14 protein-coding genes and 1 pseudogene are annotated in these 16,837 nt (G+C 50.3%); 14 read left to right on the top strand and 1 reads right to left on the bottom strand.

The features are described from left to right. Positions 1–2 precede the first annotated feature (2 nt). The 11 genes from RCO25_RS26180 (at position 3) to RCO25_RS26130 (ending at position 11,372) form a co-directional block, all read left to right on the top strand. On the top strand, positions 3–302 hold the full coding sequence (locus RCO25_RS26180) for a dihydrodipicolinate synthase family protein (RefSeq protein WP_308999024.1): 300 nt from the start codon (positions 3–5) through the stop codon (positions 300–302). An 87-nt stretch (positions 303–389) separates the two neighbouring features. Continuing rightward, a complete protein-coding gene (locus RCO25_RS26175) occupies positions 390–1,736 on the top strand; it encodes an alpha-L-fucosidase (RefSeq protein ID WP_308999023.1) in 1,347 nt (448 codons plus the stop codon). A gap of 32 nt (positions 1,737–1,768) precedes the next feature. Further along, a complete protein-coding gene (locus RCO25_RS26170) occupies positions 1,769–2,689 on the top strand; it encodes a pectinesterase family protein (protein ID WP_308999022.1) in 921 nt (306 codons plus the stop codon). A 43-nt stretch (positions 2,690–2,732) separates the two neighbouring features. After that, complete coding sequence (locus tag RCO25_RS26165) at positions 2,733–4,244, top strand: hypothetical protein (RefSeq protein ID WP_308999021.1); 1,512 nt, start codon at positions 2,733–2,735, stop codon at positions 4,242–4,244. Between the two features lie 225 nt (positions 4,245–4,469). Next, positions 4,470–5,468: a sialidase family protein gene (locus tag RCO25_RS26160; RefSeq protein WP_308999020.1), complete on the top strand. Its 999-nt coding sequence runs from the start codon at positions 4,470–4,472 to the stop codon at positions 5,466–5,468. Next, on the top strand, positions 5,465–5,635 hold the full coding sequence (locus RCO25_RS26155; RefSeq protein WP_308999019.1) for a hypothetical protein: 171 nt from the start codon (positions 5,465–5,467) through the stop codon (positions 5,633–5,635). The genes RCO25_RS26160 and RCO25_RS26155 overlap by 4 nt, the downstream gene beginning before the upstream one ends. Before the next feature lie 14 nt (positions 5,636–5,649). Then, on the top strand, positions 5,650–6,342 hold the full coding sequence (locus RCO25_RS26150; RefSeq protein ID WP_308999018.1) for a hypothetical protein: 693 nt from the start codon (positions 5,650–5,652) through the stop codon (positions 6,340–6,342). Between the two features lie 153 nt (positions 6,343–6,495). After that, a complete protein-coding gene (locus tag RCO25_RS26145; protein ID WP_308999017.1) occupies positions 6,496–7,296 on the top strand; it encodes a D-2-hydroxyacid dehydrogenase in 801 nt (266 codons plus the stop codon). A 348-nt stretch (positions 7,297–7,644) separates the two neighbouring features. Then, positions 7,645–9,267, top strand: coding sequence for an ankyrin repeat domain-containing protein (locus RCO25_RS26140; protein ID WP_308999016.1), 1,623 nt, complete (start codon positions 7,645–7,647; stop codon positions 9,265–9,267). A 263-nt stretch (positions 9,268–9,530) separates the two neighbouring features. Beyond that, a complete protein-coding gene (locus tag RCO25_RS26135; protein WP_308999015.1) occupies positions 9,531–10,370 on the top strand; it encodes an AraC family transcriptional regulator in 840 nt (279 codons plus the stop codon). A gap of 126 nt (positions 10,371–10,496) precedes the next feature. Further along, complete coding sequence (locus RCO25_RS26130) at positions 10,497–11,372, top strand: phytanoyl-CoA dioxygenase family protein (RefSeq protein WP_308999014.1); 876 nt, start codon at positions 10,497–10,499, stop codon at positions 11,370–11,372. Between the two features lie 506 nt (positions 11,373–11,878). Here the strand turns inward: RCO25_RS26130 and spoVB are convergent. Then, the gene (spoVB, locus tag RCO25_RS26125; protein ID WP_308999013.1) at positions 11,879–13,429 is read right to left on the bottom strand and encodes a stage V sporulation protein B; all 1,551 of its coding nucleotides are present in this window, start codon (positions 13,427–13,429) and stop codon (positions 11,879–11,881) included. A gap of 178 nt (positions 13,430–13,607) precedes the next feature. Between spoVB and RCO25_RS26120 the strand changes: the two genes are divergently transcribed. From RCO25_RS26120 to RCO25_RS26110, 3 genes and pseudogenes are all read left to right on the top strand, one after another. Beyond that, the gene (locus RCO25_RS26120) at positions 13,608–13,937 is read left to right on the top strand and encodes a tyrosine-type recombinase/integrase (protein ID WP_308999012.1); all 330 of its coding nucleotides are present in this window, start codon (positions 13,608–13,610) and stop codon (positions 13,935–13,937) included. Between the two features lie 146 nt (positions 13,938–14,083). Continuing rightward, complete coding sequence (locus RCO25_RS26115) at positions 14,084–14,698, top strand: Type 1 glutamine amidotransferase-like domain-containing protein (protein WP_308999011.1); 615 nt, start codon at positions 14,084–14,086, stop codon at positions 14,696–14,698. Positions 14,699–14,843: 145 nt separating this feature from the next. Beyond that, positions 14,844–16,133: pseudogene (locus RCO25_RS26110) on the top strand (IS110 family RNA-guided transposase). Positions 16,134–16,837 lie beyond the last annotated feature (704 nt).

Below are 16,837 nucleotides of genomic sequence, written 5' to 3'. Positions count from 1 at the left end.
GCATGACACTGCTTCAAGGCGTTATCCCTGTACTCATGACCCCTTTTACGGATAAACAGGAAGTTAACGAGCGGGTGCTTCGCCATTTCATCCGCCGTTATTTGACCGCCGGCGTACACGGTCTCTTATGCCTTGGAACAAACGGGGAGTTTTTCTCTCTCACGCAGGAGGAAAAAATTCGGATCATGGAAATCGCCGTTGCAGAGGCGAAGGGTAAACAAGGAAGCAATGAACCGCATGGGACTGGAAGCGGGTCCATGCCGGTCGCCGATCGGCCCGCTGCCTGCGGAAGCCTCGGATGAGCTTGACTGCGTGCTTCGCTATTACCGGGTGCTTGGCTATATACACGGGGAGCCGAACGATCAGTTCGCCGGAAGGAGGAGTTAACAATGAAGGAGTTGGGAGAGACCGCAACGATGACGGTAACGGGCAACGATTTGGAAGTTTTGCAGACGACGGGCGACAGCTCCTGGTTTACTCATGACCGTTTTGGTTTGTTTATCCACTGGGGGCTTTATTCCATGGGGGCAAGACATGAATGGATGCAGTCCCGTGAACGGATGAGCCCGGAGAAATATAGAAAGTATTTCAAAAGGTTCGATCCCGATCTGTACGACCCGCATATGTGGGCGGAGCTCGCATCGGAAGCCGGCATGAAATATATTGTCGCGACGACCAAGCATCACGAGGGCTTCTGTTTATGGGACAGCGCTCACACCGAATATAAAGCGACGAATACACCGGCCGGACGGGATCTGCTCTCGCCGATGGTCAATGCGTTCCGTGAAAGGGACATGCGTATCGGATTATACCATTCGCTGATCGATTGGCATCATCCTCATTATACCGTCGATCCGAAGCATCCGCTTCGTTTCGATCCGCTGTTTATCGAAGATAGCAGGCGACGGGATTTGGCGCAGTATCAGGCCTATCTGCATGCGCAGACTAAAGAGCTACTGACCAGGTTAGGTAGTATCGATCTGCTGTTTTACGACTTCTCGTTTCCCGAAGAGGCCGGACTGACTGGTAAAGGCAAGGAGGATTGGGGCAGTGAGGAGCTCGTCCGCATGATCCGATCGCTGCAGCCGCAAATTTTGCTCAACGACCGGCTTCAAACCGGCGGGGATATCACGACGCCCGAGCAGTATATGCCGAAGGAATGGGTGAAGTTGAACGGTAAGCGGGTCGTATGGGAAACGTGCCATACGCTTAGCGGATCGTGGGGCTATTACCGTGATGAAGAATCGTGGAAAAGCGTGGAAATGTTGGTCAAAATGCTGATTGACGCAGTCAGCAAAGGTGGCAATTTGCTGCTGAACATCGGACCAAACGCACGCGGGGAAATCGATGAGCGTGCGATCGATCGGTTGAAGGGCATCGGGAAATGGATGAAGCTCCACAACCGTTCCATTTACGGCTGCACCGAGGCGCCCGGATTTTTCGAGTGTCCGCAGGACTGCCGACTGACCTACAATCCTTCGACGAACCGGATGTACTTACACGTATACAGCTGGCCGTACAAAAGCATCCACTTGAAAGGATTTGCCGGCAAGGTGGAATACGCCCAGCTGCTTAATGACGCTTCGGAAATCAGGTTCAAGGAAGGCGTCGTGGAAAGCAGCATGATTAATGGGGCGTTCCGCGAAGGCAGAGACGAATCGACGCTCACACTGTCAATTCCGGTGAAGAAGCCGGGCGTAATCGTTCCGGTCATTGAATTGTTCTTGAAGTCGTAGTTCTGAGTCTGTAATGGAAGGAGATGAACAAATTGGCAAGGATTGTCGTGGATTGGCGCGGGGACGGGGATTTCCGAACCGTGCAGGAGGCCGTAATGGCGGCTCCTGAGCATTCGGATGAACGGACCGTCATTGAAATCCGCAAAGGGATCTATGAAGAGAAGATCATCGTTCCGGACAGCCGGAAGGCGATCAGCTTCATTGGCGAAAGCCGGGAGGGCACCGTGCTCGTTTCTTCTAATTATGCCAATATGCTCGGACCGGACGGTAAAAAACTGGGCAACGAGAATTCCGCGAGCACGTTTGTTTACGCCGAAGATTTCTACGCGGAACGGCTTACGTTTTCCAATCAAGCGGGGTTGTATAAAGGGCAAGCGGTCGCGCTTGCCGTCTCCGGAGACAGAGCCGTTATCCGCGACGTGTGCATTCGCGGAAATCAGGACACGTTGTATACGCCGGGCCAAGGACGGCAGTATTACGAGAACTGCTTCATCGAAGGCACCGTGGATTTCATATTCGGTTCGGCCACGGCCGTGTTCGAGGGTTGCGAGCTGCACAGTATCCGAAGACATAACGGCTATGTAACGGCGGCTTCCACGATGGAGGACCAGCTTTATGGTTACGTGTTTCTCAACTGCAGATTGACAGGTGCCGCGCCCGAGCATACCGTTTCTCTTGGAAGGCCGTGGAAGCCTTATGCCAAGGTTGTGTTCATCGATTCGTGGATGGATAACCATATCCGGCCTGAGGGATGGGACAATTGGCGAGATCCGGAACGTGAGAGAACCGCCACGTTTGCAGAGTATGGCAGCAAAGGGCCCGGCGCGCGGCTGACAGAGCGGGTTCCGTGGGCCAAACGGCTCGGAAAGCCGGAAGCCGGAAGCATAAAGGCTGCCGCGCTGCGGGGAAGCGACGGCTGGGATCCGGCGATGGCTGTGACCGAAAACGTATAACGAAACGCCAACAAACGCGGAGCGAAGGAGGAGGAGGCAGCGCATGTCGATTGCAAGCGGACGCGCGGGTGAACTGATGGAGGCGGCGATCAATCATACGGATTATGTGCTGAAACATGCGGCAGACCGTACCGGAAAGACGCCGTTGTTCGTCAATGCCCTGGATGCGGATGGCGGGGAACCAGTGTGCCACGATTATGATCATGTCGGCCAGACGTCGATGCTGTCCAGTCCGGCCAGCCAGCAAAACTGGCTTCGAACGCTTGCTGCCTTGACCGCCTTAACCGGACAATCCAGGTACAGGGAAGCGGCCGAAGACGTCTACCGGTATATGCTAAAGGAGCAAACGGACCGGAACGGTCTTATTTACTGGGGCGGACATACATCATACGATTTGGAAGAGCAGCGTTTGGTGTTCGCATCCGATAAAGCCCAAGTGCACGAGCTCAAATGCCATTACCCGGATTACGACCTTATGTGGAGCGCCGATCGTACCGGCACGAAACGCTACATCGAAGCGGTATGGAACGCACATATTATCGACTGGTCCAATCTGGACTTCAACCGTCACGGCCCCTACGATGCACCGCGCGGAGCGCTGTGGGCAAACGGTTACGAAGCAGGGGATGTTTTTTTCTGGGGCAGCGGCCTTACGTTCGTCAATGCGGGCAGCGACCTGTATTACGGCGCATCGATGCTGGCGAAATTGACAAGTGAAGCCGCTCCGCTCGAATGGGCTATGCGGCTGGCGGAACGATATGTGCAGACGCGCCGGAGCGGCGTCGGAATCAGCGGTTACCAATTCAGCCAATCGGCTTCAGCATGGTGCGACGGCCCGGCGGTCCGCGGCGATCGAGCGCAGTATCAGCTGGCCCCATTGATTCCGGAAGGCCATCTGGTATACGAGAGCACACTGTTTAAACCGCGTCCCGCCGTTCAGCGGTGCCAGCTTGCAATTGGAGAAGCGCTGGGCGAAGGGGGAGGACAATTCCGGCAGTGGGCTTGCGGGGAAATGGCCGCTTGGGGACGGATGGCTTACCGCAACGCAGACAACAGCTTCGTTCCGATGCTTACAGACGGATGGAGCCTGGAGGGCGTGACGCTGGACAGGAAGGGATATTTCGGCCGGAAAGGAACGGTCTTCAAGGCAATTCCGGCAGGTTCGGAGTTTTTCTGGACGTACGCTATGGGGTACCGGTTGTCAGGAGATCCGTTGCTTTGGACAATGGCCAAGAATATCGCGGCCGGACTTGATTTCGGAGATATCGGCGAACCGGACGGAGGGAAGCCCGGAGAGAGGCTGCTGAGTCCGGCGACTGCCGATCACCGCATCATTTTCAGTATGCTTGAGCTGCACAAAGCAACGGGCCGGGATACCTTTATCGGGATGGCTAACCAGGTGGCGAATGAATTGCTGGCTTCCCGTTATCGCAAGGGACGGTTTGAAACAGGCGGCAAAGTGCTGACCGATGACCCTGCTCAGCTCGCCCTTCTTCATCTGGTCTCCGCCGAAACGAATGCAGGCCATTACCTCCCAAGCGTGTTCCAAACCTAGACCCACCATGAAAAGCCGGCCGCATCTTGCTGCCGGCTTTTCCCGTTCGTGTGTCAGCAGTGCAGGATATCCCTATAGATATAGCGGATTTCACCTAAAACCCTCCATTTTCCTCACGTTATAATGAATATCAAGCGGGAGAAGCATGACGATCTCCTGTAATCAAGGCGAGTCAAAGGGTGAAAACCGACAAACTCCAAGAAGCCGGGCAAAGGAGCAGATACGATGATAACTTATGGCGAAGTAACGAAGGAATACATTTTTGAAGAAGATCGGCCTTTCCGCAGCTGTCACGCCTCCACGCTCGTCGTGCTGCCTGACGAGACAGTCGTTGCGGTTTGGTTCGGCGGTTCCCGTGAAGGTGCGGGAGACGTCGCGATCTGGGCTTCCCGGAGAGCTGGCGGCGTCTGGACGGAGCCGCAGAAGCTGGCGGACCGGGAGGGCATGCCGCATTGGAATCCCGTCCTGTTTCGCAGAGATGACGGAATTCTCTTGTTATATTATAAAATCGGTGAACGCATTTCCTCATGGACGACGATGGTCATGACCTCCTCGGACGGCGGTTTGACCTGGACGTATCCGAAACAGCTTGTAGATGGGGATATCGGGGGAAGAGGTCCGGTAAAAAACAAGCCGGTCGTCCTGTCTGACGGCACGATTGCGGCGCCGGCGTCTTTGGAGCCCGACTGGGACGCATTCGTGGACCTGTCCACGGACGGGGGAGAAACATGGGTCCGCAGCGAAACGGTTCCGCTCGACCACAGCGCGCTGCTCGGGAAAGGGATCATTCAGCCTGCCTTGTGGGAATCGGCTCCGGGCAACGTCCATATGATGACCAGAAGCACGGAAGGAGCGATTTACCGAAGTGACTCCGAAGACGGCGGGAGGACTTGGTGTCCGGCCTATGTGACGGACCTTCCCAACAATAACAGCGGGTTCGATCTCGTTAAGACCGATGGAGGCTTGCTGGCTCTCGTTTACAATCCCGTACGTCCGGAGGCAGGCAGCACCAAGGGCCCGCGTACTCCGCTTGTCTTGCGGCTGTCCGATGACAACGGACAGACATGGCATCATGAGCTGCTGCTCGATCAGGGGGAGAAACAATATTCTTATCCGTCGGTTGTGGCTATGGGGAATTTCCTGTATGTGACTTATACATGGAAAAGGGAGCGGATCGCTTTCTACCGGATCCAGCTGCTCAATAAGAAGGGGGACCTGTGTTGAACCGATTGTACGGACTCAGCCCGCAAGCGCATCAGCTGCGTGCAATCGGTGACGGTTTAACGATGAATACCGAAGCGGTTAACCTGGCGATCGAAACCTGCTCCTCCGAGGGAGGAGCAACGGTAATATTCCTCCGGGCATCTGGCTTACCGGACCGATTCAGCTGAAGAGCGGCATCAACTTGCATGCGCAGCAGGGGGCAATTGTGCTGTTCAGCCGGAATTTCGACGATTATCCGGTATACGAAGAGGAGCTCGCGAGCTTTCAAGCCAGCGTGAATGACCTAAAGGCAGGAAAGCTGCCTTCTCAGGTAAGCGGGGAAGAAAGGATCGACCCGTACCGCCAGGCTGGTTTCCGGCTGACGTCCCCCGGCATGGAGACGAATACGCTTTCGAAGGACAGCTTGCTCTTCACGGACGGCGAGGTATATGTTCAAAGCTGCGCGGAGGAGCTCGAAGGCCTGACCGGTATCCGGTTCAGCCGTACGGAAGCCGCGAAAGGCGGCATAACCGTCGAGTTCGAGACGAATACGCCGGTTCGTCTGCTGGTCGGCTATTTCAATTCATCTGACGATCAGTGGCTCCAAATGCCGACACTGGACGAGAATACGCATACGGATGACCGGGGAGGTTTGTCGCCGATTTTGCGCAAAGGGATCAAGGCTTCCTTTTACCCAAGCGTAAACGTTCACGCGTTTCTGTACGAGGCCGGAAGTCACGCGCTAAACTTGGGCAAAGGCGCCTTTGCGGTGCTCGGCGTCATCGCTGCTGACCAGGAGCTAAAGGAGCGTGATGTATCGCCGTTCAGCGAAAGCTCCCGCTCGCTCGATTGGTTATATGATAGCGAAAGAAAGAAGGGAGCGCTGTCGCACTGATGGAAGATGCTCAGGTACAAGCTGTACGGGCGAGAACGATGGTATGTGTTCACAAATTGTCCGAGAATAGCATACAACGAATCCGCCATACTGCCCCGGAATGGGAGATCGTATGCAACACAGACAAGGAGACGTTAGGAGCGCATTTACCCCATGCAGAAATCTCTGGTTCTTGGACACGACACCCCGCTCCGCTGGGTGCAATGCTGGGGAGCCGGCGTCGATCAAATGCCGCTCGAGACGTTTGCGCGCAAAGGAATACTGCTGAGCAATGCAAGCGGCGTCCATGCGTTTCCCGTATCGGAAACGGTCTTTGCGATGATGCTGGCTTTTGCCCGGAGATTACATGTTACAATGCGAAATCAAATGAGCGCAAAGTGGCAAAGTCCCGGTTCTCTTCAGGAAATACACGGCAAAACGGCAGCTATTATCGGCCTTGGCGCAATTGGAGAGGAGACGGCCAGGCTCGCCAAAGCTTTCGGCATGAAGGTGCTGGGCATTAGAAGAACGGGAGCGGAGTCGTCTCATGTGGACCGTATGTACGATATCGGTCGTATCATGGAGGTGCTCGGGCAAAGCGATTACGTTATCGTGACACTGCCGCTGACGGATGAGACGCGGCACATGTTCGGACATGCGCAGTTTCGCGCAATGAAGCCTTCGGCTTATTTTATCAATATTGGCCGGGGTGGTACGACGGATACCGATGCGCTGGAAGAGGCACTGCGGAAGGGGATCATTGCCGGCGCTGGCCTCGATGTGTTCGAGGAGGAGCCGCTGCCGGCTGTAAGTCCGCTGTGGGAGATGGAGAATGTGATCCTCACTCCGCACATTTCCGGATTGACCGTCAATTACGAGGAACGTGTGATGGACATTTTTTTGAGTAATTTGCAGGAATACCTGGGGGGAAGGTCGCCATTCATTAACCGGATCGATTTAGTGAAACAATATTGATGCGTGTTCAAACATGTTGAACTGTGCGCAGTCATCCGGCTTCCAAATCCAACTCGTAAAATGACCCCGGCAACTCACCCGGACCAAAAACAGCAGCTAGGCCGCTTTGGCTCTGGCTGCTGGTTTTTTTTGCCGTGCACAAATCAACAAGGCTGCTGTATCAGTGCCGCTGCTCGTCGAATTAGTATACGATATCCCGCTTGTGCATGTTACGCCGAACTCTTTGATATTCTATTATGCGATGATCGCCCCATTGACTCTTTATTCCTGATAATGAAACAATAAAAAGTAGTTTTCTCGCATCGAAGTGCAAGCCCCGTTGAGACGATTGAGGAGGCAGATAAATAGATGAAGAAGTTTATTCAGCCGGAAACACTGAAAACGGATAAGAAAGTCCCGTTCAGTGGAGGAGCGGGCAACGAGGTATGGAGCATGTTGGCTTCATGTGCGGCGGGGAATTTGGAAGTAGTGCGGGAGCTGCTTCAGAAAGATCCGTCGTTGTCTAACTGCAGTTGGGCGTACTTTCCCCCGATTCATTTTGCCGTAAGGGAAGGTCATGCGGATATCGTGCGTATATTACTCGAGCATGGCTCGGATATTACGGCAACAGGAGTTAGCTGGCAGGACGTTCCACTGCAAATAGCCAAAGACCGTGGCCATTCCGGCATAGCCGCGATGCTGGAGGATCATCTTGAGCGTACGTTACATAGTAATTCATTAGGAGATTCCATCGCTGCGCTTATCAGAGAACGCAATGAATGTGAAATAAAGCGGTGGGTCGACGAACATCCGGATGCGGTGAATTCGAGCGATGATCGCGGAAACACCCCGCTGCATTGGGCCGTTCTAACCAGGCAGCTGAAGCTTATTGATTACTTCATTCAGCAAGGCGCCGATTTGGAAGCGCGGAGAGCGGACGGTTGCGGGCCCGTTCACTTGGTAATGGAAGGGGATTACTTCTACCGCGCCAACCGTGATTTACCGGCCGAAGCGATTAGGAACAAATGGTTTCTGCTCGGTTATCTGATTGCCAAAGGGGCCCGCTATGATATCTACACCGCCGCAGCGGTCGGAGACACTCCGTATATACGCGATATTTTGGCACAAGACCCCAAGATGGTCAACGTCAAGGATTCTTCCGAAAGATCGGCATTATATTATGCGTCAAAACACGGATACGAACATGCGGTACAAGTTCTGCTTGAGCACGGTGCTGACCCAAACCTGGCGGAAGTAGGCGCGCCGGGCGGAGCAGCTCTGCATGCTGCCGCACAGGGCAATCATTTGTCATGCGCGAAGCTGCTGCTTGAACACGGTGCCGATGTCCATGCCAACGTTGAATCCTCCGGCAACCCGGTCTCGATTGCAATGAGTAAAGGGTATACCGAAATGCGGGATTTGCTATATGCTTACGGAGGTACGGCAACGCTGGCCGCCGCCTGTTGGCTGGGTAAAATCGAATTGGTCGGCGAGATCCTAGCCGCGGATCCTTCCTCGGTGAATAGTGGCGATGATTTCGGTCCGCTAACGCTGGCTGCGGGATTTGGACATAAGTCTATCGTACGGCTGCTGTTGAAATATAACGCCGATCTGAATCTTCCCTGGTACGTCAATAACTATATGGGCTATGCATTTCGTTCTGGGGAAGAAATGGTGAGGCTCCTGCTTGATCACGGCGCCGATCCTAACTTGACCAATTGGCTTGGCGTCAGCTACTTGCACGTATTGGCAGCCCAAGGGAATACAAAACTAGCCAAAGTGTTAATCGATCGCGGCGCTGAATTAGACACCGTGGATGATGTATATTGCACGACACCGCTCGGATGGGCTGCCAAGTACGGTCAAGCGGAGATGGCAGCTTTTCTTCTCGAGCATGGTGCCCGGCGTGCTCCAGCGGGTGTTCCCGAGTGGGCATCGCCTAAAGCTTGGGCCAATCGCAGGGGCCACGTGGCAATGATGGAGATGCTTTAAAAACGGAGTATACTATGAAAAATGTACAAGCTGTACCCGGATAAGATAGGATGCCGGCGTGCATACGGACAAGGAGTGAAGCAGCGAATGATCATTTCCTATTTTTGTGCGCATGGTGCGCCCTCGCTCAGCTTGGAGCAAAATGAATATACAACTTTTATTCCGAAATTCGCAGCGTATACAACATGATATCGATTACCCGTAGACGCTACATCCTAATGGAAAAATTTCGTTATGATTTCCATGCTAAGGAGGTTAACAGTGTGTATGATCCGCTACTTCATATTAACTTTCGTTCGGGCAACAATTTCGGTAAAGCCCGTTGTGAACCCGGTTGGAATTGGTGTCCACTGCCTTTGTCTGACTTTGATCTCTGGTATGTGGTGTCAGGTTCAGGAACAATGCGCATTGGAGACGAACAGCTTAAGCTGGCGAAAGGAAGCTGCTTTCTCATTCATCCAGGGGATCGGCCTGAAGCCAATCAAAACCTGGAAGATCGGCTCACGGTCATCTTTATCCATTTTAAAACGAAGCAGCTTACCGAAGATTGGGTTGTTGAACAAGGCATTCCGATCGCCAGACATACATTCGTTCACGAACAATTTGGCTTTGAAATGTTGTTAAATCGTATTCTGGAAACATTAGAGCTTGGAGATGCCTATTCCCCAGGCGAGTTTGATAGCTTGATGCGACTTGTGCTTTATGAGTTGCTCCGGAGTCAGGAAGGTAACCTGACTGGCGATAGCATCTCAGCAAAGCAGCGTCAGACGGTGGCAAGGGTTAGTTCTCTCATTCGTTCCAGCACTCAAGGGAAAATGACGGTTATGGAGGCAGCGCAATTGGCGGGGTTGTCGGCGGAATATTTGAGTTTGCTCTTTAAAAAGACGATTGGAATGTCACTGCAGGCTTTTCTCACGAAAGCACGTATGGAAAGAGCGATGCATCTTTTGACCGAGACGACAATGAATGTATCGCAAATCGCAGATGCGATCGGTTACGACAATGTGTTTTTATTTAGCCGGCAGTTTAAACGTCATTTTGGAGGTCCCCCTTCGATATATCGGCGTTCATCGGTAGCAGCCGTGCCGCACGGAAATAATTAGGCTTCCTGCTGATATCGGAAAAAGGATAAAAAATCAAAGAGTTGCTTCATGTTCGATGCTCTTTGCTGCATGATACGATAATGACATTAACAAACCATTCATCGTATTAAGGAGGAGAAATTCCACATGGAAGAGCGTAAATCGAAGCGAACGCTGCATTCTTATGACACCGATGAGGAAGAACGTCTGGCTAGAACAATCGCAAACACCCTATATCGTTACGATCAAATCGAGGACGACCGCATCCCATCCTGGGCCGATTTAACGGATAAACATGTCCGCCTTTTTTGGGAAAGAGGATATTTGGTGGTAGAGAATGCATTGACGGAGTCTGATGTTCAAACGAGTTTAGAAGCCATCATGGACATTTTATTCCGTCGCTCGCTAGGCTCTCGTATTCAGTTTGTTAAACCAGAGAATGAACTTCATACCGACGAAGAGCGCGAGTTCGCCGCACGCAAAATTCACGGTTTTATGGATCACGAACCCCGATTGCGGGATATTGCTCTTCATCCGGATGTAGTGAATGCAATGGGTAAGCTGTTCGGAGAACAGGCAATAGTTGTCCAAGATCAGGGGATTCTGAAACCGCCAAGCGGTGGATCGGAAAAACCATGGCATCAAGATATGGCTTACGGAAACTTGGCATACGATAAATCCGTCATAGGCGCATGGTTTGCATTGGATCCGGCTGAATTGGACAACGGTTGCATGCATGTCATTCCGTATTCCCATCGGGAAGGCGCTGTTCCCCACTATGCTGAGCGCGATTGGCAACTCTGCGATCGCAGCGTGGCCGTTGCAAAGGATGTAGCTGTTCCATTGAAACCAGGGGGAGTGCTTATATTCTCCGGTCTTTTACATCATGGCACACCACCGAATTTCTCGTCGAAGCGTCGCCGTTCGATCCAAGTTCACTACGCGCCTGAATCAGCGGTTAAACTTAAACCCCGTGAATATAAAAAGATGTTTACTAACGAGATGACCGGAGCCGAATGTTGAATCCTACATTCGATATTCACTTGTCCCATTCACTGTTTTTTCTCGATTGAGGAGGAACATACAAACGTGGAAAGCAGCTTAAGGGTGAGGGATATCGGAAGTTTGGTTTCACCCACGGCATTCTTATCGACTAGAAAGATGATGTGTATATCTTTCATACGGGTACGTTACAACAATATATGAATATAAGAGAAATAAAATACAGTGTAGAAAAAAGTAATTGTCGGGTGACAAGAACATAGTATCATTGGATGTGCCGCATTTAATGCGGCATTTTTTTTTGTTATCAAGTTATTGTCAAATTGCAATGACAAGAACTTGATAACATTCCCGATGAGTGACAAGAACGTTGCTTCATTCCCGACATGCGTATTGGAGTAAGCCTAAATGCGATAACCCATCGCCGGAAAAGGGATGGTATCTGTGATATTTTTGAAACGGCAAATTGATTTCAAAACGTGTCGAGTTAGTCGTTAGTGTTAGTGAAGTAAGAAAATAAAAATTATTTACCTTGGAATTGAAAACCTCTGGAGCGTACTTTTCCAATTCAAGGTACCAGTCAATACGAGTGTAATGAAATAGATGAGCAAGGACCAGACAATTGAAACTATCACGTTCCATAACAGCGGTAGCCCTTGGACGGTAAGGTAGTCATAGGTCCAGTGCCCGCATATCGCCATCAGCATCATACAGATCCCGACCTTGATATAAGGACGAATACTCCAGTAAAACCCGATCGACCCTGAGATCGAAAAGAAGTTTAACAGTGTTTGCATGACAATTCCGATGCCGATGCCGTACGCAATGCCGATAATGCCGAATTGGCTGCCAAACACGAAGATCGAGACAGCTTTGAAAATCGTTGCTGCCACGTAGTTCCACAGTGTAGCTTTCGCTCGGCCGAGACCGAGCAGGATCGCGTGCAGCGGTGCGTCGAAATAATGCAAAAAAAACAACGGCGCCAATATTTTGAGTAGCAATCCTGCTTCCGGTGCGTTGTATACAAGCGTCGTAAGTGGAGTTGCCCACTCGAATAGGATGACGGTCGCCGGCGCGCCGATCAGAAGTCCCAAGCTTAGCGCCTGATTCATCCTCTCATGCATAAGCAGACTGTTCTTGTTCGCCGCTGCCTCACCAATCGCAGGAATGAGAGCGGTGGACAAGGACTGCGTAATAAAGCTTGGCATGAACAGCAGTGGAAACACATATCCGGCCAGCAGGCCGAATTGCTTCGTGGCTAACACTGTGCCGATGCCGGCCAGCGCCAGGCTGGATGTAATGAGAAGCGGTTGAAAGGTGCTGTATAACGAATGAATAACGCCGTGCCCGGTCGTCGGCAGACCGATCTGAAGCAGCTCTCCAAGTGTGCTTCTTCCTTGCTTCATGTGGCTCGCCCATGTCTCGCCTGGCATCTTCGATTCTCCGTACAGTTTGTAGCTTGCCACCAGAAATAAGAGGCTGATCGCTTCGCTGACGACTGATGCAGCCATTGCGCCTGCAGCCGCATACGCGATGCCGAAAGGCAGCAATAGGTTTACCAATGCAAGGACACAGGCGATTTGCACCGTATGCTCGAGCACATCGGAGGTGGCGATGGTCTTCATCTGCTGCATGCCGCGGAAGTATCCTTTTAACACCGCGGAGACAGCGACAATCGGCGCGATCGGCGTAATCGCGAGCATCGCATAATAGGCGCGTTGATCGCTCAGCAGGATGGATGCGATCCATTCAGATCCTAGTAGTGAAATGATCGTAAGCGCTATGCTCAAGATGCCGGTGACGGCTAGCGATACGTGCAGGATACGCCTCACTTTCAATCGTTCGCCTCGGGCGTGGGCCTCCGCGACCAGCTTTGAAATTGCCACTGGCAATCCAAGCTCCGTAATCGTAATGACGAGAGGGACGAGCGGATGCGCCATCATCAATAGGCCGATTCCCTCCGCGCCCAGTACACGCGCAATATACATGCCGCTGATAAAGCCGAGAATGCGGTTGATGAAAGCAGCGACAGACAAGACTATCGTTCCTCTCATGAACGATTGCCCGTGTTGCACCATGGCTTGTTTCCTCCTGTTTATATAATACTTAAATATGTATTCAACATTTTGGAAAAGCATGCGAACGAGCTGGTGTTAGACTCATTTATGAACAAGCAATGTTATGCAACGGCGCGGCTTTCTTTACGATTATGTTCTTAGATAACTTTCAATGAGAGAAGAATAAAGTTCATAATAAATGTATCTTTTCCCATCTGGTTTTGAACAAACGGCTTTTAGCGTTAGATTCAGTCGCCGTGCTCCTCCATTAGAAGTATTCCTTCGAAGTCTTTTCACTTCATTACATCCGCGCAGGTGGTCATTAAGGCGGCTTGCATTTCGGGGAGAGATTGAAGCTAATGTATACCCGCGTCGTTTTCGCCACACCTATGCTTGTCAACTGCTGGATAACGGAGCGCCTTTGGATTTCATCCAAGGCATGCTGGGTCATGAAAAAGCATCAACAACTCAAATATATGCTCAGCTACGTGGAGAGCGGGGACGCGAGCTATATCGGAGTTTCTTTTAGCAGCTTGCTGACCGATTAAGTAACGGTGGTTTATTCAGAATATAGCAGCGGTTACTCAACTAAAGGGCAGGATAGTCCCAATATGTGGTATTGTATGGAAAGTGAAAATAACGAAAATAATTCGACCGGTAGAAGGGGGAGTTGCTGTGACTAAATTATTACTAACATCATGCGGATTTCATACTGAGTCAATTAAAAGCACTTTTTTGAATTTATTGGATAGAGAAGTAAATCACTTAAAAGCTAGTATCATTACAACTGCTTCACCTAAAAAAGAGAATAACAGGTTCGCACAAAAAGCCAAAGCAGACTTTAAGGCGATGGGAATTCAGAATGTTGATTTTATTGATCTAGAGTTCGAGAATCCAGAATTACTTATTCAGAAAGATGTAATATATATAAGCGGTGGGAATCCATTCAATTTATTATTCCATACGATTAAAAGTGGAGCCCATGACATCATTAAAAAATTAGCAGCGCAGAACGTAGTTATTGTAGGAGTAAGTGCTGGTGCACTACTACTTGGACCGAACATTAAAATCGTAAAATTCTTCACCCCTGAGATGAACACATTGAATATGAACGACTTTACTGCATTAGACTTAACTGACAAACTCATTTTTCCTCATTACGATAGAGAAGAGTTGTTTAAGGATGATGCTGGTAGAACTATAGAAGAAAGAATAAGGGAGTTTGAAACTCTTGAAAATTGTGAAGTTTCAAGATTGAATGATGACCAATCAATACTAATATTAACATAACTTATTCTCAGTGAGGACATCACTGTTTCATTGGAAAGTGATTCAACTAAACATTCCTGTTAAGGCTAAGAAATAGCCTTTGTCAAAAAAGGAGCGCCTCGGTATGATGGGTTTGCCTACAACACATCAAGGAGGCGCTCTTACTATGAAGTTCAAGCAAACAGACGCACAAAATCAACGGATTGAGCAAATTACCACCTCGCACCTCGTCGTAGGAATTGACATGGCCAAAGAAACTCACGTGGCACAGTCCACAAATTTCCGAGGAATCGTCATTTCAAAACGGCATCTCTCTTTTAGAATTCTGTCGAAGGTTTTGAAAAATTAAGCCGCTGGATGACCGAATTACAGCAGAAACATCGATTAAAGAGACTCATCATCGGCATGGAGCCAACCGGTCATTACTGGTTTAACCTGGCTAACTGTTTATCAGATAAGGGATTACACGTGGTCTTGGTTAACCCTGCTACGACGAAGCGTAATAAAGAAAATCGAGATAACAGTCCATCAAAGAACGACCCCAAAGATGCACTTGTCATCGCAAATTCAGTAAGTCGGGGCTTCTACTATGAGTACAAGCGTCAATCGCTTGTGTTTCAACGTTTACGGACCATAATGAGTGATCGAGAATTTTGAGTCGCGAACAGTGTTCGACTGCAGAACCGCATTGTACATTGGCTGGACATCCGTTTTCCTGAATATCCATCGGTATTCAAAGACTGGACCTGTAAGCGGTCATTGGCGACCCTCAAGACATTCCCTTGCCCACAAGATTTGAAGACGTATGCAGTATCGGATGTAATCAAGGCTTGGAGAACCCATATGCAGCGCGCTGGGGGTTCTACGGGGATTGAGAAGGCTGCACAGCTCATCGCACATGCTAAACGCAGTGTCGGAGATCGAACCGCTGTAGAAGAATCGAAGGCAGATTTAATACGGCTTCTTGAAGAATATGAACGAGTTACGACCATGCTTGAACAGATTGATTGAAAAGGACATCGAAGCTCTGCTTTCTGAGATTCCTATGGCGCAGCAGTTTCGCACCATAAAAGGTCTCGGGAAGATCTTCACCGCGGCCATTTTAACTGGCACAGGAGATTTAAGGCAGTATGCGCATGGACGTCAGGTATTGCGGAAGGCTGGCCTGAATTTGGCCGAAAGTACGTCTGGAAAGCGAAAAGGACGAATTGTTCTTTCGAAGCGAGGAGACTCTGCCTTGCGAAAATATCTCTATCTTGCAACCGTTCAGCTCGTTTGAAATAACCCCGTGTTCCGCCATCTGCATGAGCATAATGTGCAAGAAAAGAAGATGAAAAAGCAGCAATCCATATTTAAGTTAATAGGAAAGCTGGCACGAATTCTAGTTGGTATTGTTCAACGAGGAGAAAAGTTTACGCCAGAGAAAACGGTACTTGCATGGGCAGAAGCAGCTTAAGTTAAGTAGCCATCACGTATATTGACTCATTCGCAGGATTTCACAAAGAAAGCACGGAGGACCGAGTTCGTTCCCCAAAAGGGCTCAGACCCATCCGCTAAACGCTATCGGTCTCCACACCTTGGACAGGTATAACGATGGAATGTAAGGGCATTGACCCGTTGAGTTGTGGGAGGGTGAACCTCCAGGGATCATGTGGAGTATGCGTGCAGTAGAGACAGCCTGGGGAATATTTCCTAAGTGTTCCTCTATTTCCGAATGCCCAGCCCACCACCTCAAACGGCATCAACTGCGTTGCTATCTGAGATGGACTTGACCCAAGGTGACGAAATCCTGCGAATGAGTGAGTATATGTGAGATAAACCCTTAAAACCGAGGGACGGGTAACGTTAGTTGAACAGAGCAAGGAGCAGTTACTACGGTAGCTGCTCCTTGTTTTTATTAAGCTAAAGGACAGGGTAGTTTAACATCTAGGGGAGTTCCCTCTATTTTCCAAACAGGTAAACCGCAACAAATAGAACAAACAGAACGGCTAACGCCTATGTAGCATCTAAGAAAAAGGGGAATATGAAATGAAATTTCGAAACAGGTTGCGCTAATATAGAAAAAGAAGAGAGTAAAGTTACCCAAAAAAATGTTATTCAAGATGGTCCTGAGTTACTTCCTTTAGGTGAGTCCGCTGCACTTATCGCGGGTGATAACGA

Origin of the sequence: Paenibacillus sp. LHD-38, assembly GCF_031157315.1 — a bacterium.
Lineage (GTDB): Bacteria > Bacillota > Bacilli > Paenibacillales > Paenibacillaceae > Pristimantibacillus.
This window is presented reverse-complemented; position numbering and strand designations above follow the sequence as displayed.

Excerpts from the sequence above, each read along its gene's own strand:
- RCO25_RS26160 (WP_308999020.1), top strand. The coding sequence starts at position 4,470 with ATGATAACTTATGGCGAAGTAACGAAGGAATACATTTTTGAAGAAGAT.
- RCO25_RS26165 (WP_308999021.1), top strand. The coding sequence starts at position 2,733 with ATGTCGATTGCAAGCGGACGCGCGGGTGAACTGATGGAGGCGGCGATC.
- RCO25_RS26120 (WP_308999012.1), top strand. The coding sequence starts at position 13,608 with ATGTATCTTTTCCCATCTGGTTTTGAACAAACGGCTTTTAGCGTTAGA.
- spoVB (WP_308999013.1), bottom strand. The coding sequence starts at position 13,429 with ATGGTGCAACACGGGCAATCGTTCATGAGAGGAACGATAGTCTTGTCT.
- RCO25_RS26145 (WP_308999017.1), top strand. The coding sequence starts at position 6,496 with ATGCAGAAATCTCTGGTTCTTGGACACGACACCCCGCTCCGCTGGGTG.
- RCO25_RS26130 (WP_308999014.1), top strand. The coding sequence starts at position 10,497 with ATGGAAGAGCGTAAATCGAAGCGAACGCTGCATTCTTATGACACCGAT.
- RCO25_RS26180 (WP_308999024.1), top strand. The coding sequence starts at position 3 with ATGACACTGCTTCAAGGCGTTATCCCTGTACTCATGACCCCTTTTACG.
- RCO25_RS26175 (WP_308999023.1), top strand. The coding sequence starts at position 390 with ATGAAGGAGTTGGGAGAGACCGCAACGATGACGGTAACGGGCAACGAT.
- RCO25_RS26140 (WP_308999016.1), top strand. The coding sequence starts at position 7,645 with ATGAAGAAGTTTATTCAGCCGGAAACACTGAAAACGGATAAGAAAGTC.